Source organism: Burkholderia sp. PAMC 26561 (genome assembly GCF_001557535.2).
GTDB lineage: Bacteria > Pseudomonadota > Gammaproteobacteria > Burkholderiales > Burkholderiaceae > Caballeronia.
This window is the reverse complement of sequence record NZ_CP014306.1, coordinates 1,875,608-1,895,595: the sequence shown is the minus strand read 5'-3', so window position 1 is coordinate 1,895,595 and position 19,988 is coordinate 1,875,608. Positions and strand designations below refer to the sequence as shown.

Genomic DNA, 19,988 nt, shown 5'->3' with positions numbered 1-19,988 from the left:
CATCAAACACCGCGCCCCCAGACTAATCACTGCGACCGGCGAAATTCATGACCAAGAAAGTTTATGTAAAGACATTCGGCTGCCAGATGAACGAGTACGACTCCGACAAAATGGTCGACGTCCTCAACGCAGCCAATGGCCTCATCCAGACAAACACGCCGGAAGACGCGGACGTGATCCTCTTCAACACGTGCTCCGTGCGTGAAAAAGCGCAGGAAAAGGTCTTCTCTGACCTCGGCCGCGTGCGTGAATTGAAGGAAGCGAATCCGAACCTGATCATCGGCGTGGGTGGATGCGTGGCGAGCCAGGAAGGCGCGGCGATCGTTTCCCGCGCGCCCTACGTCGACTTGGTGTTTGGCCCGCAGACCTTGCATCGGCTGCCGGACATGATCGCGAAACGCCGTTCCAGCGGGCGCTCGCAAGTCGACATCTCGTTTCCCGAAATCGAAAAGTTCGATCACTTGCCGCCGGCGCGCGTGGATGGCCCGAGCGCGTTTGTATCGATCATGGAAGGGTGCAGCAAGTACTGCAGCTATTGCGTCGTGCCGTACACGCGCGGCGAAGAAGTCTCCCGGCCGCTCGACGACGTGCTGACTGAAATCGCCGGACTCGCCGACCAGGGCGTGCGCGAAGTCACCATGCTCGGGCAGAACGTGAATGCGTATCGCGGGCCGGTGACGCAGCACTCCACTGATATTGCCGACTTCGCCACGTTGATTGAATATGTGGCGGAGATTCCGGGTATCGAACGGATTCGTTACACCACGTCGCATCCGAAGGAATTCACGCAACGGCTGATCGATACTTACGCGAAAGTGCCCAAGCTCGTGAGCCACCTGCACTTGCCCGTGCAGCACGGCTCCGACCGCATCCTGATGGCCATGAAGCGTGGCTACACGGTGCTCGAATACAAGTCGGTGATCCGCAAACTGCGCGCGATCCGCCCGGATCTGTCGCTGTCCACCGATATGATCGTCGGTTTCCCCGGCGAGACCGAGGACGATTTCCAGAAGATGATGAAGCTCATCGACGAAATGAGCTACGACACGAGTTTCTCGTTCATCTACAGCCCGCGTCCCGGCACGCCCGCCGCGAACCTGCACGACGACACGCCGCGCGAAGTGAAGCTCAAGCGTTTGCAGCATCTGCAGGCGACCATCGAGGCGAACGTCGCGAAAATCAGCAATTCCATGCTGGGTTCGGTGCAGCGTATTCTGGTGGAAGGACCGTCGCGCAAGGACCCGAGTGAACTCGCCGGACGCACGGAAAACAATCGTGTGGTGAATTTCCCGGTGCCGATTTCGTCGCACAAACGGCTGATCGGCCAGATGGTCGATGTAGAAATCAACGTGGCATACCCCCATTCGTTGCGCGGCGAATTGATTTTGACGCCGGCCACGACTCACTAAACTGAAGCTTCGACAGGACCCCGACTCTCGCCTTGAAGACCGCTCAGCAGCATATGGAATTCACCGCACCGCGCGACGACAACGCGCGGCTCGCCAACCTATGTGGCCCGCTCGACGAAAACCTGCGGCAGATCGAGCAGGCGCTCGACGTGACGCTCACGCGCCGCGGTCACAAGATCACGATCCGCGGACGCGGCGCGAAAGTGGCGCTCACGGCGCTTGAGAATTTCTACAACCGCGCAAAGGATTCGCTGTCGGTGGACGACATTCAACTGGCGCTGGTCGAGGCGCGCAATGCGGCGCGGCGGGGATTGAATGCCGCAAAGCCATCGAACAATCTGAATTCCGATCCCGTCGATCCGCGTTTTCGCGGCGACCCCGATCATCCGTTCGATGAACCCAGCGTCACCATCGACCTGGGCGACGAGGAAGATCCGAGCCCGAAGCTTTACACACGGCGTGCGGACCTGCGCGGCCGCACGCCCATGCAGCGCGAATACCTGAAGCAGATCATCGCGCACGACGTGACTTTCGGCATCGGCCCGGCCGGTACGGGCAAGACGTATCTGGCGGTGGCGTGCGCGGTCGATGCGCTCGAGCGCGATCAGGTAAAGCGCATCGTCCTGACTCGCCCGGCGGTGGAAGCTGGCGAGCGTCTGGGTTTCCTGCCGGGCGATCTCGCGCAGAAAGTGGATCCCTATCTGCGTCCGTTGTACGACGCGCTCTACGACCTCCTCGGCTTCGATAAAACCGCAAAAATGTTCGAGCGCCAGATGATCGAGATCGCGCCGCTCGCGTACATGCGTGGCCGGACGCTTAACCACGCGTTCATCATCCTGGACGAGGCGCAGAACACCACGCCCGAGCAGATGAAGATGTTCCTGACGCGTATCGGCTTCGGCTCGAAGGCGGTCGTCACCGGCGACACCACGCAGGTCGACTTGCCGCGCGGTCACAAGAGCGGCTTGATCGAGGCGCAACATGTCCTGGCGGACGTGCGCGGCATTGCGATGACTCGTTTCACCAGCGTGGACGTGGTGCGCCACCCGCTGGTCGCGCGCATTGTGGAAGCGTATGACGCGCAGTCGCAGCGCGATTCCGACGCGGCCGCGGCAAAGTAAGCAGCGAATAAAGTCATGCCGAAACTTGCATTGACGCTGCAATTTCCCGCCGCGAAGGCGTATCCGGAGCACAAGGCGCTTTTGCCGCGTGCCACGGTCGCCAACTGGATCAAGGCGTCGCTCTTCGCGGACGCGGAACTGACGGTGCGTTTCGTCGATACCGATGAAGGCCGCACCCTCAACCGGTCATATCGGAACAAGAATTACGCAACGAACGTGCTGACCTTTGCGTATGCCGAATCGGAAGACGATCCGGTTTCGGGCGACCTGATCCTGTGTTGCCCCGTCGTGGAACGCGAAGCGCGCGAGCAGAACAAACCGCTCGCCGCGCACTACGCGCATCTGATCGTGCACGGCACGCTGCATGCTCAAGGATACGATCACGAAGATTCCGCCGAGGCGGATGAAATGGAATCGATCGAAACCGGCATCATGCAAAAGCTCGGTTTCACCGATCCCTATTTGCCGTTGCCGCCTGATTAAGCCTTGACCGACATATCTCTCCCCCTTCCTGGATTGCCCGACACCGACTACCCGCCGGTCTTTGCCGAATCGCGCCTGCTTACCGACGCGGAACTGCTGGCATCGCGCGAAAAAGCGTTCGCACACTGGGATCGCAAGACGGATTTGTGGCTGTTCGGTTATGGCTCGCTGATCTGGAATCCGGGGTTGCCGGCCGTGGAAGCGGTGCGCAGCAAGGTGCACGGATATCATCGCGGCCTGTATTTATGGTCGCGCGTGAATCGCGGCACGCCCGAACAGCCGGGCCTCGTCCTCGCGCTGGATCGGGGCGGTTCCTGTTCCGGCATGGCGTTCCGGCTTGCGGCCGAGGGCGCCGACGAGCACCTCGAAGTGCTGTGGCGGCGCGAAATGGCGATGAATTCGTATCGCGTCGCTTGGTTGCCATGCACGTTGATCGATGGCCGGAAGGTCGAGGCACTCTCATTCGTCATGCGCCGTGAAGCGCCCACTTACACCGGCAAGCTCGGCGACCCGATCGTACGCCGCGTCTTTGGCTGCGCGACCGGCCGATACGGCACCACGCTCGACTACGTCAGCCGCACCGTGGCCGCGCTGCGAGAATGCGGCATGCCGGACCGTGCGCTGGAGTCGCTTTTGCAACGATGCAAGGATGCGGAATCATCGCAGGAATAAAGTTTTTCGGCGGACATAGCCCGATTGGCTAACGTCAGGCGTCCGACATACTGCGCCCATATTTATCAGTTACGATGTTTGCACACGATGTAGCACGCGTTCGCGCCGGATCAATTGGCGCGAAATTTCCTTGGTGTATTCTTAACTTTCCGTGATTTTGCGTTCGGAACACTCCGCACGCCCCACTATGAACGACGCCTATCCCAGTCGACGATATACCGACAAACCTGCCGACAAACCGGAAAAGCGCACGCTGCTCGAGCGCCTGACCGATTTCATCTCGCACGAGCCGGAATCTCGCGACGAACTGCTGGAAGTTCTCCAGGACGCCCACGAACGCAATCTGCTCGACGCGGATTCGCTCTCCATGATCGAAGGCGTATTCCAGGTTTCCGAACTCTGCGCCCGCGACATCATGATTCCGCGTGCCCAGATGGACGCCATCAACATTGCTGAAACGCCCGAGCAATTCATCCCTTTCATGCTGGAAAAAGCGCACTCGCGTTATCCGGTATTTGAAAGCAATCGCGACAACGTAATCGGCGTGCTGCTTGCAAAAGACTTGCTGCGCTATTACCACGAAGAAGAATTCGATGTCCGCGGCATGCTGCGCCCCGCCGTTTTCATTCCTGAATCAAAGCGCCTGAATGTGCTGCTTCACGATTTCCGCGTGAACCGGAATCACATTGCAATCGTGGTGGATGAATACGGCGGCGTGGCCGGATTGATCACGATTGAAGACGTGCTGGAACAGATTGTTGGCGACATCGAAGACGAATACGACTTCGACGAAGAAGCCGGCAACATCATTGCCACGCCTGACGGCCGGCATCGTGTGCGCGCGCTCACGGGCATTGAACAGTTCAACGAAGAGTTCGGCACGCATTATTCCGACGACGAAGTCGACACAATCGGCGGGCTGGTGACGCATCGATTCGGCCGCGTGCCGCATCGTGGGGAGAAGGTGAAGATCGACGACTTCGTGTTCGAGATCCTGCGCGGCGATGCCCGCCAGATTCACGTGCTGAGAGTGCGGCGCGCGGTCAATACCCCGGCGCTCGATGGCCGCTCCCGCGACAGCGACGAAGACCGCGATTGAGAACGAGCATGAACGCGCGCATGAATCCCGTTTCACGCCGCGTGCTCATGCTGCCGGTCACACCATGACGCGCGACGGTCACGCCGCGTCATCCCCTACTTTCCAGTCGATTTCGTAATCCATGGCCGATTCCCGTTTTGCCTTCCGGCGTAGTAACCGGATTGATAGCGCCCAGTCCCTGCCGCTTTGGCATTACCTCGTCGCGGCAATCCTGGGTGCCGCGAACACCCTTTCATTCGCGCCCACGCCGCATGGCGGCTGGATCGAACTCGTGATCTTCACGTTGTTCTTTGCGTGGCTCACCCGTACCAGCGGATGGAAAGGCGCGGCGCTGACCGGCTGGGCGTTTGGTTTCGGCAATTTCGTCACCGGCGTCTGGTGGCTTTACGTCAGCATGCACGATTTCGGCGGCATGGCGGCGCCGCTGGCGGCCGCAGCGGTCGTGTTGTTCTCCATGTACATCGCGATCTATCCGGCACTTGCAGGCGTTCTTTGGTCGTTTTGTGCGGGACGGGCGCGGTATGAAGAGAACGGCTCTGTAATCCCCGCCGCCGGTGAACCGCGCTTCGTCCCCACATGGCACGGCGCATTCGCGTTCGCCAGTGCATGGGCCCTCGGCGAATGGCTGCGCGGACTGGTCTTCACGGGCTTCCCATGGCTTTCGAGCGGGTACGCCCAGGTCGACGGTCCGCTGGCAAGCTATGGCGCTATCGCGGGCGTGTATGGCGTTGGCTGGGCGCTGGCGCTCGTGGCCGCGTTGCTCGTGCAGGGCTTCTATACGTTTCGGCATGGCGACACGCCGTTCGCGAAGTTCGCGCCGTTTATCGTGGCGATCGTGCTGGTCGTGGCGGGCATGTTGCTGTCGCTGGTCGAATGGACGCTTCCCGCAAATGCGCCGCTGACCGTGCGGCTCTTGCAAGGCAACGTGAAGCAGGAAATGAAGTTCGAGCAGGAAGGCGTGAACCAGTCGCTGCAGCTTTACAAGAAGTTGATCACCGAGAAACCGGCTGATTTGATCGTGACGCCCGAAACCGCGTTCCCCGTTCTCGCCGTGCAAGTGCCACAAGACCTCGCGCTGGCACTGCGCAATTTCTCCGATACCACCAACTCGTCCATTCTGTTCGGCGCTATCGGCGTGACGGTTTCGCCCGAAGGCCGCGCGACCGATTACACGAACAGCCTGTTCGGCATCACCCCGAATCAGAAAGATATTTACCGCTACGACAAACATCACCTCGTGCCCTTCGGCGAATTCGTGCCGATGGGTTTCCACTGGTTCGTGGCGCTCATGGGCATTCCACTCGGTGACCTGGGACGCGGTCCGCCGGTGCAGAAATCGTTCTTCGTGCACAACCAGCCGATTGCCGTCGATATCTGCTACGAAGATATTTTCGGCGAAGAAATCGCGCGCACGATTCGCGAGCAGGAAGCGCCCGCGGGCATTCTCGTGAACTCGACGAACCTCGCGTGGTTCGGCGACACGATTGCGCTCGACCAGCATTTGCAGATGGCCCGCATGCGCTCGATCGAAACCGGCCGCCCGATGCTTCGTTCCACGAACACCGGTACGACCGCGGTGATCGCGGCGAACGGCGCGGTGGTGGCAAGGCTTCCGGTCTACACGACGGGTTCCCTCGATGCCACCGTGCAAGGTACATCCGGACGCACGCCTTACGTGACGAGCGGCAACATGACGGTGATCCTGGTGTCGCTGCTGCTGCTGGCGTTCGGCTTCGCGTTCGCGCCGGGGCGCAAGAAGAGCTGAAACCGGCATATGCATTCACCCGCCTTCATCATCCGCAAAGCCACGCGCGCCGACGCCGACGTTGCGTGGCGAATCCGCCGCGCCGCCGTGATGAGCGAGTGCATCAACGCGTATCCGCTCAAACAACTCGACGAATGGACAGGCGGGGCGACATCGAAAGCATTCGCCGATGCCGTCGAAGAACGGTTCCTCGTTGCAACCGTGGATGAGCGCGTTGCGGGCACTGGCATGATCGATGTCACGACCGGCAAGATCGATGCGATCTTCGTGGACCCGGCGTACATGAAACGCGGCATAGGTGCGGGGATGGTGCTGCATCTCGAAACGCTGGCGCGTGCCGGGGGTTGCACGAAGCTGCGGCTGGATTCCACGCTGAACGCGGCGCCCTTTTACCGCTCGCTGGGTTTCGTCGGCGATGAAATCGCGAAGTACCGCTCGCCGCGCGGCCTGACAATGGATTGCATACCGATGGTGAAACGTCTCGGCGCTTGACCCCAATTTCCCCTCCGAACGGCCTATGAGTCCGCCGTTCCACCCCAAAAAGTCGCGCTAGCCCCTCATTCCCGCTAAAATTCAAGGTTTTAGCCCTCCGGCCGTCGGAATTCCGGTCCGCTTCGAAGGACGCCCGGACACGTTCATCCGCCGGCCCGACCTCGAAGGCACGCTTCAAAGGCATTCATGCTCACTTTTCAGCAAATCATCCTGACGCTGCAATCCTATTGGGACAACAAGGGTTGCGCGCTTCTCCAGCCAATCGACATGGAAGTCGGCGCGGGCACGTCGCACGTGCACACGTTCCTGCGCGCGATCGGCCCGGAACCGTGGCGTGCAGCGTATGTGCAGCCGTCGCGCCGCCCGAAGGACGGCCGCTACGGCGACAACCCGAACCGTCTGCAGCACTACTACCAGTATCAGGTGGTGCTGAAACCGGCGCCCGAGAATATTCTCGATCTGTACCTCGGCTCGCTCGAGGCGCTCGGCTTCGATCTGAAGCAGAACGACGTGCGTTTCGTGGAAGACGACTGGGAAAACCCGACGCTCGGCGCGTGGGGCCTCGGCTGGGAAGTCTGGCTGAACGGCATGGAAGTCACGCAGTTCACATACTTCCAGCAAGTTGGCGGTATCGATTGCAAGCCGGTGCTGGGCGAGATCACCTACGGCCTCGAACGGCTCGCCATGTATCTGCAGAAGGTCGAGAACGTCTATGACCTCGTGTGGACCGAATGGGAAGAAAACGGCCCGAACGGTCCCGAAACACGGCGCCTCACTTACGGCGACGTCTATCACCAGAACGAAGTGGAACAGTCCACGTACAACTTCGAGCACGCGAACGTCGACTTGCTGTTCACGTTCTTCAAGAGCTACGAAGCCGAAGCTAAAAAGATGATCGACGCGAAGCTGGCGTTGCCCGCGTATGAACTCGTGTTGAAAGCCGGCCACACGTTCAACCTGCTCGACGCACGCGGCGCGATTTCCGTGACGGAGCGCGCGGCGTACATCGGGCGGATTCGTGATCTTTCGCGCCTTGTCGCGAAGGGCTATTACGAGTCGCGCGAAGCCCTTGGTTTCCCGATGCTGGGCAACCCCGTACACGCCGCAGCCGGAGTCGTCACCGACGCCGAAGACGCCGCCAAGCCCTCGTGGGTGCCGGCGCTGAAGGTCGAGCGCAATATCGATCAGGCCTGACCAGAGCACGACATAACAATGACCGAATCCAATCCCGCATCGCTGCTCGTCGAGCTGCTGACCGAAGAACTGCCGCCAAAGGCGCTCGCGCGCCTTGGCACCTCGTTTGCCGAAGGCATCGTGCAGCGGCTTGCCGCGCGCGACCTCATTGAAGGCGAAGCGAGTTTCGAGAAATTCGCCACACCGCGCCGTCTCGCAGTGCTGATCAAGAACGTTCGCGCGGTTGCGCCCGAACGGCAAGTGCGCGAGAAAGTGCTGCCCGTCAGCGTAGCGCTCGATAAAGACGGACAACCCACCCCGCCGCTCGCGAAGAAACTTGCCGCGCTCGGTTTCCCTGACTTCAAGATCGAAGATCTCGAGCGCGCGCAAGACGGCAAAGCCGAAGCGTTCTTCCTGCGCTACGCGGCGCCGGGCGCGACGCTCGCTGAAGGCCTGCAAACCGCGCTGACCGAGACGCTCGGCAAGTTGCCAATCCCGAAGCTCATGACGTATCAACGGCCCGACGGCACCAGCGTGCAGTTCGTGCGCCCGGTGCATGGGCTGGTCGCATTGCATGGCCGCGACATCGTGCCGGTGAGCGCGCTTGGCATCGATTCCGGCGATACCACGCTGGGTCATCGATTCCTCTCGAGCGGAATCGTGGCGATCGGTCACGCCGACGATTACTCGGAGACGCTGCGCTCGAAGGGCCGTGTAGTCGCGAATTTCGATGACCGCCGCGAATCCATCCGCACGCAGTTGCTCGCGTTTGCAGGCGAAGATCGCGTCGTGATGCCTGAGACGCTGCTCGACGAAGTGAACGCGCTGGTCGAATGGCCGGTCGTGTATCAATGCCGTTTCGACGAATCGTTCCTGCAAGTGCCGCAGGAATGCCTGATCCTGACCATGCAGACGAACCAGAAGTATTTCGCGCTGACCGACGATCACGGCAAGCTGCGCTCGCGCTTCCTGATTGTGTCGAACATTGAAACAGAAACGCCGGCCGATATCGTGGAAGGCAACGAGCGCGTGATTCGTCCGCGTCTTGCCGACGCCAAGTTCTTCTTCGAGCAGGACAAGAAGAAGCGCCTGGCCGACCGCGTGCCGCTGCTGGCGAACGTGGTGTATCACAACAAACTTGGCTCGCAACTGCAGCGCGTGCAGCGCCTCGAAGCGCTGGCAGGCGAAATCGCCCCGATGATCGGCGTGAACGTCGCCGTGACGAAGCGCGCCGCCCTGCTCGCGAAGGCCGACTTGCTCACCGACATGGTCGGCGAATTCCCTGAATTGCAAGGCACGATGGGCACGTATTACGCGCGCCATGACGGCGAGCCGGAAGAGGTCGCGCTCGCGTGTTCGGAACATTACCAACCGCGTTTTTCCGGCGATGAAACCCCGTCTAACGGCGTAAGCAGCGCAGTCGCCCTGGCCGACAAGCTGGAAACGCTCGTGGGCATCTGGGGTATCGGCTTGCAGCCGACGGGCGAAAAAGATCCGTTCGCGCTGCGCCGCCACGCGCTCGGTGTGTTGCGCATTCTGCTGGAAAAGAAACTGGCTATCGATTTGCTCGACTTGCTGCGCATCGCGCAAAAGCAGTTTGCCGATATGCCGCAAGTCGCCGATTCGACCGACGCGATCTACGCATTTTTCATGGACCGTTTGCGGGGCGTGTTGCGCGAGCGCGGTTTCAACGCGGTCGAAATCGATGCCGTGCTGAGCCTGAACCCCACGCGACTGGATGACATCGTTGCGCGCCTCGAGGCCGTGCGTGAATTCGCGAGCTTGCCCGAGGCGGCATCGCTCGCGGCTGCGAACAAACGCATCTCGAACATCCTGAAGAAGTCGGCCGAAGGCGTGCCGGCAAGCGTGCAACCTGCGCTGCTGCAAGAAGCCGCCGAGAAAGCGCTGTACGCGCAGCTCGAGCAGGTTGCGCCGCAGGTGCAAAAGCAACTGGCCGAGCGCAACTACACGGAAGCACTGTCCGCGTTGTCCGCGTTGCGTGACGCGGTTGACACCTTCTTCAACGACGTCATGGTGAACGCCGAAGATCCCGCGCTGCGAAACAACCGCCTGGCTCTGCTCGGCGCGCTGCATCAGCAGATGAACTGCGTCGCGGATATCTCGAAGCTCGCCGCCTGATGCGACACACCATGCCGACCAACGCAAACAAGAAACTGGTGGTTCTCGATCGTGACGGCGTGATCAACGTCGACTCGGACGCATTCATCAAGTCGCCGGAAGAATGGGTTGCCATTCCCGGCAGTCTCGAAGCCATTGCGCGGCTGAATCAGGCCGGGTACCGCGTGGCGATTGCGTCGAACCAGTCAGGCATTGGCCGGGGGCTTTTCGACATGGCCGCGCTCAACGCCATGCACGTGAAGATGAACCGGGCGGTGGCGGCGGTCGGCGGGCGTATCGATGCGGTGTTTTTTTGCCCGCATACGCAGGAAGACGAATGCGATTGCCGCAAGCCGAAGCCGGGCATGTTGCAGCAGATCGTGGAGCGTTTCGAGATCGATCCGGAGGACACGCCGGTGGTCGGCGACTCCCTGCGCGACCTGCAGGCCGGCGCTGCGCTTGGCTTCAAGTCGCATCTGGTGCTGACCGGCAAGGGACACAAGACGCTGGCGGCGGGGAACCTGCCGCCCAATACAAAAGTACACGACGACCTGCGCTCTTTCGCGCTGAATTTCCTCGCTGCAGATCACGACTGACGCGCCGGCTTTATCGTCGAATCCAAAGAACTCTTTCACGCCGATGCGCTTCATTCGTTCGCTGTTGCTGATGGTCTTTTTCGTTGTGTACACAGTGCCGTACGCGTGCATGTGCTTCATCACGTTCCCGTTCCTGGGCGCTGCAAGGCGTTACTGGATGGCGGCGTTCTGGTGCAAGTCATCGATCGTGGTGATGCGTTACCTGATCGGCATCCGCTACCGGATCGAAGGCATGGAGAACCTGCCCGATGGTCCCGCCGTGCTGCTGTCCAAACACCAGTCCGCATGGGAAACGCTCGCGTTCCCCGCGTTGATGCCGCGTCCGCTGTGCTATGTGTTCAAGCGCGAGTTGCTGTTCGTGCCGTTCTTCGGCTGGACCATGGGCATGCTGAAGATGGTGCATATCGACAGGCGTCAGGGCAAGGACGCGTTTCAATCAGTAGCGCGGCAAGGGCGTGAGCGCATGGCCGAAGGCGCGTGGGTCATCATGTTTCCGGAAGGCACACGCACCTCTGTTGGCCAGCAAGGTAAATACAAGTCGGGCGGCGCGCGGTTCGCAGTGGCGGCGGGCGCGCCTGTCGTGCCCATTGCTCATAACGCAGGGCACGTCTGGCCTCGAAAATCGTTTCTCAAATATGCGGGTATAGTCACAATGTCCATCGGTCGTCCGATCGAGACGACCGGCCTCACCGCGGAAGAAGTCAACCTTCGCGTCGAGCAATGGATCGAGACAGAAATGCGCCGCATCGATTCGGGTTCGTATGGTCCCGACGACCGTTTCGTCGCGCGCTCCGAAGGCGCGGCGACCCGACGGTAGCGCCCGCGGCTGTATCGTCTTTACATGTTTTTAGCTTCGTTCCTTTTGTCATTCCTGCGCCGCGTGCGCCAAGCTGAGCCGATGCAGAAGACTCCCACGCGACAGCACCAGGCTGCCGCGCTCGACAACCCGCAACTCGATTTGCCGCTCCATCTGCCGCTCGATGCGCCGATGGAACACGCATCGTCGGCCGCAGGTTCTGCCGCGCCTGCCATGCCCGCCACGTTGCGCGGCGACATCACGCCGGCCGATACAACCGCACCGCCCGCTCCACCTTTGCGCGCTCCGGACGGCACGCGTTCCCGGCATCTCATGCTCGGGTCGAAGCTGCTCGACTACCGGTTGAAGCGTTCGTCGCGACGCACCATCGGTTTCATGATCGACGGCACCGGCCTTGCGATCACCGCGCCGCGCTGGGTGACGATCGGTGCTATCGAAAGTGCGATTATCGAAAAAGAGAAGTGGATCTTCAAGAAGCTCGAAGAATGGCAAACGCGAGTTGAACAACGCGTCGTACCGCGTATTGTCTGGAAGGACGGAGCGCAGCTTCCGTATCTCGGGCAGAACATCAGCGTGATGATGACCGCTGCGCCGGGTGCGACCGGAAAGAGCGCGACTCAACCGCATTTCGATACCACCGCCAACACCCTCTGGCTCGGACTTCCCGCACTGGCTGACGCACAACTCATTCGCGAGCGCGTGCAACGCTGGTTGCATAGACAGGCGCTGGAAGTGTTCGGTCAGCGCCTGCCGGTGTATGCCACGAAACTCGGCGTTGAATACAAGGCATACGCGTTGTCTTCGGCGGCAACGCGCTGGGGCAGTTGTTCCAGCGAAGGCAAGATCCGCCTCAACTGGCGGCTGATCCATTTTCCGGTTCACATCATCGACTATGTGGTCGCGCACGAACTCGCGCACCTTCGCGAGATGAACCACAGCGCGCGTTTCTGGAACACCGTCGAATCGATTTTTCCGGACTTCCAGGAAGCGCGGCACACGCTCAAGCATCACCCGCCTGAACTGCTGCCCTTGCTTTAGCGGCCGGTTCAGGACGCATCAAAACGACAACCCTAACAGGACCCCATCATGCGACTTCTCCACACCATGCTGCGCGTCGGCGACTTGCAGCGTTCCATCGACTTCTATACGCGCATTCTCGGCATGAAAGTGCTGCGTCAAAGCGAAAACACCGAATACAAGTACACGCTGGCGTTCGTCGGTTACGGCGATGAAAGCGAGAACAGCGTGCTGGAATTGACCTACAACTGGGGCGTCGACAAATACGACCTGGGTTCGGCGTATGGACACATCGCGCTCGAAGTGGACGATGCCGCCGCCGCATGCAACCGCATCCGCGAAGCCGGCGGCAAGGTTTCGCGCGAAGCGGGTCCGGTGAAAGGCGGCAAGACGGTCATCGCGTTTGTCGAAGACCCGGACGGGTACAAGGTCGAACTGATCGAGAAGCACTCTTGAGATGATTGACCGGGCCCTGCAGGGCCCTTGTCGTTTTTGGCATTCGCAACACCACAATAAAAAGCAGAGACGAGACACTTCATGAGCACCGCCCTTCCCGTTCGACGCGCGCCCGACGCCACCGCCATCCTGTTGATGATCGGCTTGTGCGCGGTGTGGGGCTTCCAGCAGGTCGCGATCAAAGGGGCGAACGTCTCGTTCCCGCCGTTGCTCCAGGCAGGCATTCGCTCCACCATCGCGACCGTGCTGGTGTGGTTCTGGACGCGTTCGCGCGGCGTGGCGCTTTTTCGTCGCGACGATACCCTCGGGTCCGGCCTGCTCGCGGGCGTGCTGTTCGGCGGCGAGTTCGTGTGCATCTTCCTGGGACTGACGCTGACCAGCGCCACACGCATGGTCGTGTTCCTCTATACCGCGCCGTGCTTCATGGCGCTCGGCCTGCACTTCTTCGTGCCAGGCGAAAAACTTCGCCGCGTGCAGTGGATCGGCATTGCGGTCGCGTTCGGCGGTATCGCGATCGCTTTCGCCGACGGCTTCCTGCATCCGAATCCGGATACGGCATCGACATGGCAAGGCACGGCCGGCGATGCGCTCGGCGTCCTCGGCGGCGTCTTTTGGGCCGCGACCACGGTCGTGATCCGCGCCTCGCCGCTCGCACGCGTGAGCGCGAGCAAGACGCTGTTCTATCAACTGGGTGTATCGGCGATTGTCTTGCTCACGCTCGCCTTCGCGCTCGATCAGACGCACATCGGCACGATCACGCCGACCGCGATCGCAAGTCTCGCGTATCAGGCGATCATCGTGGCGTTCTTGAGTTATCTCACGTGGTTCTGGCTGCTCACGCGCTACATGGCGTCGCGGCTTTCCGTGTTCTCGTTTCTCACGCCGATCTTCGGCGTGGCGTTCGGCGTGCTGCTGCTCGGCGATACGCTGACAACGCGCTTCATATTGGCGGCGGCGCTGGTGGTGATGGGCATTGGGCTGGTGAATGCGCCGGCTGCGCGGGCGCGCGCCTGATCATCTTGAGCGGCCCGTTGCGCGGGCTGCCCGGGTTGCCTCGTTCATGATCTGCGCAGCAAGTCCGAGGGCGCCTTCGGCCGCCGCCGATTGCGTCCGGTCAGCGAGACAAACGAGCGCAAACTGCAAACCAAGCTTGCGCGGATGCACGATCGATACACGCACGAGCCGCTCATGAAGCACCTCGCGTTGCACCGATGAAGCCGTACAAAACATGACGGCATCCGTGCGCGCAACGACGCTCTTCAACACGGCGACATCGTTGCATTCCAGATGCAGCGGAATCTCCTCGTGCGCGCGAAATTTCAGCAGCCGGCGCACGGCGTCCTCCATGAACGCCGACAACGATACCGACACGAGCGGATACTCCCGCAGCGCCGCGAGCGGCACGGGCGCACGGGCGAGCAGCGGATGCCCCTGCCGCACGAACCAGCCGCCGTCGTGACCGGTCAGCCGATGCATGGTGACATCGGGCGCAATAGCCGTTTCCCGGCGATCCACCACGACGAAATCCGCGCGTTCGGCGCGTAGCCGCTCCATCAACTTCCCCGCTTCGGCGATCTCCAGCGATATCTTGATGCCCGGGTATTTCCGCGCAAACTCGACGAGCATGTCTGGAAACAGAATATCGGCGGCATGCGCGCCGAGGCCGATCCGCACTTCGCCGAGCGTGTCGGAGCGGATGAGTTCGACATCGCGGAACAGACAACGTGCTTCGAACAGCACGCGCCGCGCGCGCTCGACCAGCAGTTTTCCGGCGGCGGTCGTGGCGACGCCGCGGGCGGCGCGATCGAAGAGCTTGATATCGAATTCGTCTTCCAGCGCCTGAATGCTGCGGCTCAACGCGGGCTGGCTCAAATGCACGCGCTCCGCCGCACGCGCAAAGCTGCCCTCTTCGGCCAGCGCAACAAGATGCGCCAGTCGACGCGAATTGATCTCATGCATGATATGTGACGCAGCCCTGGATGTTTTTCTGCCTGTTTTCAACGCCGGCTGGTTATATCATCCGCACTCGTTTTCGCCGATGTTTCGAGGCGTTCGTCCGAACGCCTCAAAGCATGTTCAGAAGCGATGGCGAATCCCGGTCATCACACCGATTTGCGTGCTTTTCTGCGCAAGGCCCGGCGCATTCACGCCCTGCAACTGCGCGCCGATCAGGTCGCCCTTATAGCGCGAATAATCGGCTTCCAGATAGACGTCGGTACGCTTGGACAAGTCGTAATCCGCGACGAGCTGGTACTGCCACGCCGAACCGTCCTGCGATTGCGCCTTGCCGTCCTGCAGCGTGCGCCACACGTTCGCCGCGAAATGCCAGGTGCTGCCCACCTCTTGCGTGATGCCGCCAAGGATCATCCGGCGGCGCTTGAAGTCCGAATATTTCAGCGCGGCCAGCCCGGGCGCAGAGAACGGTCCGTTGGCGAACGTGGTGAAGCCCTTGTCGTTCTGATTGACGATATAACCCAGTGCGAACCGCGTCTTGTTCCACGTGTACGATCCGCCGACGGTCCACGCCTTGGCATCGCTTCCGTTGATCGAGTCCTTGGTTTCCTTGAACGCGCCGCCAATCGAGACGGGTCCGCCTCCGGGTGTGAACGCCGCGGCCACGCCGTACTGGCTGCCATAGGACATCATGCCGGCGTTGCCGCTGAACGAATACGCGGTGGAAATGCGGAAGTCCTTGAACCTGCCGTGATACTGGATCTGGTTGCTGCTCCAGATGCCGCCCGTCATGGTCACTTCGGGCTGGAAGTTGAAGTCGTATGGAATCCATGGGTTGCTTGAGTAGCCGCCCATGGTGATGCCTTCGATCATCACGTTGTACTGGCGGCCGATCACAACCTGTCCATACGATGTCGACTGAATGCCGATCTGCGCTTCGTTGAAGAACGGCATGGTCGGATCGCTCTGGCCATTGTTCAGGAAGAAGCGGTTTTCGAGCTTGAACATGGTCGACCAGCCGCCCCCGAGATCTTCCACGCCCTTGATGCCCCAGCGGCTTTCGCTCATACCGCCCGGGCCCATGAGGAAGCGGCCATTACCCTGAGCGTCGGCATTCGAGAGATAGCGCATGCTGACGTCAGCGACACCGTAGAGCGTCACGCTTGACTGCGCGTGGCTCGATCCGCAACTCAACGCTACAGGCAGTACGGCAATGCCCAACTTGCACCATTGCGAACGCCATTGGATGAATCTGCTTTTTGTCTCAGAAATTCCTAGAGTTTTCATGCGTCTCCCGTCTCTTTGTCATCTCGTAGTGCGAATCAAATCCGCACGCATCAGAATTCGTCGCGGCCGTGGCTTTGGGGCCGGGCTTGCGCGAACGCGTCGCTAATTTGAGGGCAAGGAGACGGTTAACTCCAGTGCATTCCTTGCATCGAAAGAATGCAGGGAATGCATGGAGTCAAGAGGGGAAAAGCGTCGAAAAGGAAGCGGGGAGAGGAAGAAACAACAACTGACGCTTAATTACTACGCGCCTGCGCCACCATCTGCGCGAGCTTCACAAATTCGGCCACCGGCACTTCTTCCGCACGTCGCGACAAATCGAAGCCGAGTGCATCGAAGTCGACCCGGTCACGATACACACCCAGCGTATTGCGCATCATCTTGCGGCGCTGCGAGAACGCGGCCAGCACGACTTCGCCGAGCACCTTGTCATCGACATCGGGCAGTTCGTTCGGCGCATACGGAATCATGCGGACGATCGCGGAGTTCACCTTCGGCGGCGGATTGAACGATTCGGGCGGGACGTCGATCAGCTTGTCGATTGAATAGCGGTACTGCAGCATCACCGTCAACCGGCCGAAGTCCTTCGTTCCCGGCTCGGCGATCATCCGGTCCACGACTTCGTCCTGCAGCATGAAATGCTGATCGATGACCTTCGGCGCAAACGCCGTGAGGTGGAACAGCAGTGGGCTGGAAATGTTGTACGGCAAGTTCCCGACAATCCGCAGCGACGGCGTGTCGCCTTCCAGCGCGAGCGAGCCGAAGTCGAACGCGAGTGCATCGCCAGCGTGCAATGCGAGTAGTTCGCCAAAACGCTTTTCAAGCCGCCCGATCAGGTCGCGATCGAGCTCGACCGCGTGCAGCGGCGACTCGGGCGTGGACAGCCGCTCGATCAACGGCGCGGTCAGCGCGGCCAGTCCCGGCCCGATCTCGACCATGCGTTCGCCGCGTTTGGGATCGATGACATCGACGATCGAATCGATCACGCCCTGGTCAACGAGGAAGTTCTGCCCGAAGCGCTTGCGCGCGAAGTGGCCCTGGTGCTTGATGGACATCGGAGAAACCGGTCAGGAACTGCAAATAAGGGGATCAGGCCGCGCGACGATGGCGCGCCATGGCAACAGCGGTATCGATGGCGACGATCAGGCTGCCCGGGTCTGCCCGGCCCGTGCCGGCGAGATCGAGCGCGGTGCCGTGATCGACGGAAGTACGGATGATCGGCAAGCCGAGCGTCACGTTGATGCCTTCGCCGAAGGTTGCGTACTTCAGGACCGGCAGGCCCTGATCGTGGAACATGGCAAGCACGCAATCGGCGTCTTTCAGATAGCGCGGCTGAAACAGCGTGTCGGCGGGATACGGACCCGGTGCATCGATTCCCAGTTCGCGCGCGCGCAACAGCGCCGGGGTGATGACATCGATTTCCTCGCGGCCGAGATAGCCGTTTTCGCCCGCGTGCGGATTCAGGCCGGTGACGAGAATGCGCGGCGCGGGCAAGCCGAACATGGCCTTCAGGTCGCGATGAATGATGCTCAGCGTTTCGACGATGCCATCCACCGTCAGCGCCGCCGATACATCCTTCAGCGGCAAGTGTGTGGTGGCGAGCGCGACGCGCAACGGCCGTTCGCCAGTGCCTGCGAGCATCATGACCACGCGCGGGGTATGCGTGCGCTCGGCGAGATATTCGGTGTGGCCGGTGAAGGGAACGCCGGCGTCGTTGATGGTGCTTTTCTGCAGCGGCGCCGTGACGATGGCGTCGAACCGTCCGCTGACCGCGCCGTCGATGGCCGTATCGAGCAGACCAAGCACGTAGCGCCCGTTCGCAGCATTGAGCTTGCCCGCTACAACGGGAACGCTCAGCGCATGGTGTTCAATCTTGATCGACGCATCGCCGGAAAGCCACGACGATGTACCCGCGCGCTGGGTCATCAGATCGCGGTCGGCGAGCACCGAGAACTTTACTTCTGGCCAGCGTGTAGCCGCGTCAGCCAGGGCCGCCACTGTCAGTTCAGGACCAACGCCGGCCGGCTCCCCGGTGGTGATGGCTATGGACAGTGAGCGGCTTGCTGGTTCCATTCGGACAACCTTTTACTGGTTCAGGGCCTGCTGTGCGGCGGCGCCCTTGTACTGGACGTAAGCGGTGTCACGCAGTTCACGCAGCCAGTCGGAATAAGCTTGCTCGGCCTTGCGCTGACCGATGGCCTGACGCGCCAGATCAAGCTGTTGCTGCACCGAGCCTTCTGCTTCGCGGCGTCCGAGCACCTGGATCAGGTGATAGCCGTATTCCGAACGCACCGGATCGCTGACTTCGCCGTCTTTCAGGTTGTTCATGGCGCGCTCGAATTCCGGCACGGTTTCACCCGGGCTGATCCAGCCGAGATCACCGCCCTGCGATGCCGAGCCGTCCGAAGAGTAAGTCCGTGCGTAATTGGCGAAATCGCCGCCCTTCGCCACGTCTGCCTTGATTTCAAGCAGCTTTTGACGCGCTGCCGGTTCCGACGTGCCATCGGTCACGCGCAGCAGAATGTGACGAACGTGCGTTTGCACGAGCTTGGGCGCATCGGCAGCCTGACCCTGACCCGTGCGGCGCTCGACCAGCTTGATGATTTCGAAGCCGCCGTCGGTACGGATCAGTTGCGGATTCACCTGGTTCGGACGCAGCGTCGCCACCGCCGTCACGATCGATGCCGGCAACGAAGCCTGCGTGCGGAAACCGAGATCGCCGCCCTTGGCGGCATCGGTGTCCTGCGTGTTGTTCTTCGCGAGCTTCGCGAAATCCGAACCGCTCTGCGCGTCCTTCAACACGGCTTCGGCCTTCGCCTGGATTGCAGCAATGTCAGCCTGCGATGCGTTTTCCGGCACCTTGAACATGATGTGCTGCAGATGCAGGTCGTTGCCACCGCCTGCGTTCGGTCCGCGCTGACTCGCGACGTAGTTCGCCACTTCCGCGTCCGACACTGTGATCTTGCTGTCCACCTCTTTCTCGCGCAGCTTCGAGAGCGTCAGCTCCGTGCGGGCATCGCGTTGAAAGGTGTCCCAGGGCACGCCTTGCGCCTCGATGCGCGCGCGGTAAACGTCGAGCGTCATCTGGTTTTGCTGGGCGAGACGCTCAAGCGTGCGCTGCACCGTGGGCGCGTCGATGGTGATGTTGTCTTCCTTCGCCTTCTGCAACTGAATGCGTTCCAGCACCATCTGATCGAGCACCTGGCGTTGCAACTGCGCGGCCGGCGGCACCGGCGCGTTCTGCTGCTGCAGACGGCGCACGATCAGGTTGCTGCGGTCATTGAGCTCGCGCTCGGTGATCACGTCATTGTTCACAACCGCGACGACGGAGTCCGCTATCTGCACGCCGCCCGGTGTGGCCGACAACGCCTGAGCGTGCGCCACCGGGCCGGTCAGGAAAGCCGCGGCGCATGCGCTTGCCGCGAACGTTGTCCACTTAAACTTGTTCATGTTTGACACAGATACTCCATCGATTGCGGCCGGTGACCGGCCCTATTACCTTGCGCTGCTGCGTGCCTTCTGCGCTCAACCCG

Annotated in this window: 19 protein-coding genes; 14 read left to right on the top strand and 5 right to left on the bottom strand. The window is 61.2% G+C overall.

The features are described 5' to 3' along the window. Nucleotides 1-47: 47 nt before the first annotated feature. The 14 genes from miaB (at nt 48) to AXG89_RS08755 (ending at nt 14,232) form a co-directional block, all read left to right on the top strand. Nucleotides 48-1,409, top strand: coding sequence for a tRNA (N6-isopentenyl adenosine(37)-C2)-methylthiotransferase MiaB (miaB, locus tag AXG89_RS08820; protein ID WP_062169283.1), 1,362 nt, complete (start codon nt 48-50; stop codon nt 1,407-1,409). Nucleotides 1,410-1,441: 32 nt separating this feature from the next. Continuing rightward, on the top strand, nt 1,442-2,530 hold the full coding sequence (locus tag AXG89_RS08815; protein WP_062169281.1) for a PhoH family protein: 1,089 nt from the start codon (nt 1,442-1,444) through the stop codon (nt 2,528-2,530). A 15-nt stretch (nt 2,531-2,545) separates the two neighbouring features. After that, nucleotides 2,546-3,013, top strand: a complete 468-nt coding sequence (ybeY, locus tag AXG89_RS08810; RefSeq protein WP_062169279.1) for an rRNA maturation RNase YbeY — start codon at nt 2,546-2,548, stop codon at nt 3,011-3,013. Between the two features lie 3 nt (nt 3,014-3,016). Next, nucleotides 3,017-3,685 carry a gamma-glutamylcyclotransferase gene (locus AXG89_RS08805; RefSeq protein ID WP_062169277.1) on the top strand — a complete coding sequence of 223 codons (669 nt, stop codon included), beginning with the start codon at nt 3,017-3,019 and terminating at the stop codon, nt 3,683-3,685. Nucleotides 3,686-3,872: 187 nt separating this feature from the next. Then, nucleotides 3,873-4,784, top strand: a complete 912-nt coding sequence (locus tag AXG89_RS08800; protein WP_061998541.1) for an HlyC/CorC family transporter — start codon at nt 3,873-3,875, stop codon at nt 4,782-4,784. A 121-nt stretch (nt 4,785-4,905) separates the two neighbouring features. After that, complete coding sequence (lnt, locus tag AXG89_RS08795; protein WP_062169275.1) at nt 4,906-6,549, top strand: apolipoprotein N-acyltransferase; 1,644 nt, start codon at nt 4,906-4,908, stop codon at nt 6,547-6,549. Nucleotides 6,550-6,558: 9 nt separating this feature from the next. Further along, nucleotides 6,559-7,041 (top strand): GNAT family N-acetyltransferase, encoded by a 483-nt coding sequence (locus AXG89_RS08790; RefSeq protein WP_062169273.1) that lies wholly within the window; start codon nt 6,559-6,561, stop codon nt 7,039-7,041. A 186-nt stretch (nt 7,042-7,227) separates the two neighbouring features. After that, nucleotides 7,228-8,235, top strand: coding sequence for a glycine--tRNA ligase subunit alpha (gene glyQ / locus AXG89_RS08785; RefSeq protein ID WP_075358982.1), 1,008 nt, complete (start codon nt 7,228-7,230; stop codon nt 8,233-8,235). A gap of 18 nt (nt 8,236-8,253) precedes the next feature. Further along, nucleotides 8,254-10,353, top strand: a complete 2,100-nt coding sequence (gene glyS, locus AXG89_RS08780) for a glycine--tRNA ligase subunit beta (protein ID WP_062169271.1) — start codon at nt 8,254-8,256, stop codon at nt 10,351-10,353. An 11-nt stretch (nt 10,354-10,364) separates the two neighbouring features. Next, complete coding sequence (gene gmhB, locus AXG89_RS08775; protein ID WP_062170444.1) at nt 10,365-10,928, top strand: D-glycero-beta-D-manno-heptose 1,7-bisphosphate 7-phosphatase; 564 nt, start codon at nt 10,365-10,367, stop codon at nt 10,926-10,928. A gap of 43 nt (nt 10,929-10,971) precedes the next feature. After that, a complete protein-coding gene (locus tag AXG89_RS08770; protein WP_062169269.1) occupies nt 10,972-11,745 on the top strand; it encodes a lysophospholipid acyltransferase family protein in 774 nt (257 codons plus the stop codon). An 81-nt stretch (nt 11,746-11,826) separates the two neighbouring features. After that, nucleotides 11,827-12,783: a M48 family metallopeptidase gene (locus AXG89_RS08765; protein ID WP_062170442.1), complete on the top strand. Its 957-nt coding sequence runs from the start codon at nt 11,827-11,829 to the stop codon at nt 12,781-12,783. Between the two features lie 48 nt (nt 12,784-12,831). Further along, nucleotides 12,832-13,218 (top strand): lactoylglutathione lyase, encoded by a 387-nt coding sequence (gene gloA / locus AXG89_RS08760; protein ID WP_061998536.1) that lies wholly within the window; start codon nt 12,832-12,834, stop codon nt 13,216-13,218. A gap of 81 nt (nt 13,219-13,299) precedes the next feature. Next, nucleotides 13,300-14,232 carry a DMT family transporter gene (locus AXG89_RS08755; RefSeq protein WP_062169267.1) on the top strand — a complete coding sequence of 311 codons (933 nt, stop codon included), beginning with the start codon at nt 13,300-13,302 and terminating at the stop codon, nt 14,230-14,232. Here AXG89_RS08755 and AXG89_RS08750 read toward each other — a convergent pair whose 3' ends face one another. The 5 genes from AXG89_RS08750 to AXG89_RS08730 form a co-directional block, all read right to left on the bottom strand. Beyond that, on the bottom strand, nt 14,233-15,177 hold the full coding sequence (locus AXG89_RS08750) for a LysR family transcriptional regulator (RefSeq protein ID WP_062169265.1): 945 nt from the start codon (nt 15,175-15,177) through the stop codon (nt 14,233-14,235). 117 nt (nt 15,178-15,294) lie between these two features. Next, entirely contained in the window at nt 15,295-16,458 is a 1,164-nt protein-coding gene (locus AXG89_RS08745) for a porin (RefSeq protein ID WP_082771373.1), read from the bottom strand. Between the two features lie 233 nt (nt 16,459-16,691). Further along, nucleotides 16,692-17,510 (bottom strand): 16S rRNA (adenine(1518)-N(6)/adenine(1519)-N(6))-dimethyltransferase RsmA, encoded by an 819-nt coding sequence (gene rsmA, locus AXG89_RS08740; protein ID WP_061998533.1) that lies wholly within the window; start codon nt 17,508-17,510, stop codon nt 16,692-16,694. A gap of 34 nt (nt 17,511-17,544) precedes the next feature. Then, entirely contained in the window at nt 17,545-18,528 is a 984-nt protein-coding gene (gene pdxA / locus AXG89_RS08735) for a 4-hydroxythreonine-4-phosphate dehydrogenase PdxA (protein WP_062169263.1), read from the bottom strand. 12 nt (nt 18,529-18,540) lie between these two features. After that, nucleotides 18,541-19,914, bottom strand: coding sequence for a peptidylprolyl isomerase (locus AXG89_RS08730; RefSeq protein WP_062169261.1), 1,374 nt, complete (start codon nt 19,912-19,914; stop codon nt 18,541-18,543). Nucleotides 19,915-19,988: the final 74 nt, after the last annotated feature.